We start from the raw sequence: 828 nt of genomic DNA on the forward strand, positions 1-828 counted from the left end.
CGCCGCGAGCGCCTCGCGCCAGCGCTGCACCTCTTCGGCGTAGAGATCGAAGATGCAGGGACTGCAGCCGCTCTGGCAGCAGTCGCCGTCGTTGGGCCGCTCGGGCGGTTCCGGGCGCGGGTCGTCCTCGGGACGCAAAGGCAAAGACATGGGGCGAACGTCGTAATGATTCGACGTCCAGTATACGGGAGCGCGCGTTTGCGCGTGCGGCGCCCCAAGGTCCGCACGCGCCCTCTCGTCAGCGACTAAATCGGTCTACGCAGCGCTACGCGCACTCATCCTCGCCCAACGAACGGCATCTTCGTGGCCATGATCGTCATGAACTGGACGTTCGCGGCCAGCGGCAGCTGCGCCATGTGCAGCACCGCATCGGCGACGAGTTCCACATCCATCAGCGGCTCCACGGCGATTTCGCCGTTCGCTTGCGGCACGCCGCGCGCCATGCGCTCGGCCATATCGGTGCCCGCGTTGCCGATGTCGATCTGCCCGCAGGCGATGTCGTAACGCCGTCCGTCGAGCGACACCGACTTCGTCAGCCCGGTGATGGCGTGCTTGGTCGCCGTGTACGCGATGCTGAACGGACGCGGCGCATGGGCCGAAATCGAACCGTTGTTGATGATGCGGCCGCCTTGCGGGCTCTGGCGCTTCATCAAGCCGAACGCCGCGCGCGTGCAGAGAAACACGCCGGTCAGGTTCGTATCGACCACGGCGCGCCAGTCTTCCACCGACAACTCGTCGATATCGACGGCCTTCGCGTTGCGCCCCGCATTGTTGAACAGCAGATCGAGGCGGCCATAGCGTTGGCGCACCGTGTCGAACAGCGCTTCG

The 828-nt window shown here is 65.9% G+C and carries 2 protein-coding genes; both read right to left on the reverse strand.

The window, feature by feature from the left end; translation table 11 throughout:
• Positions 1–150, reverse strand: a 150-nt coding sequence (locus G3N97_RS39060) for an oxidoreductase-like domain-containing protein (protein ID WP_205998034.1), incomplete at its 3' end; no start/stop codon positions are given.
• Positions 151–275: 125 nt separating this feature from the next.
• Positions 276–828: SDR family oxidoreductase (locus G3N97_RS39065; RefSeq protein WP_205998033.1), on the reverse strand; the 553-nt coding region annotated here is incomplete at its 5' end.

This window comes from Paraburkholderia sp. Ac-20347, assembly GCF_017104805.1.
In the GTDB taxonomy this organism is placed as follows: domain Bacteria; phylum Pseudomonadota; class Gammaproteobacteria; order Burkholderiales; family Burkholderiaceae; genus Paraburkholderia; species Paraburkholderia tropica.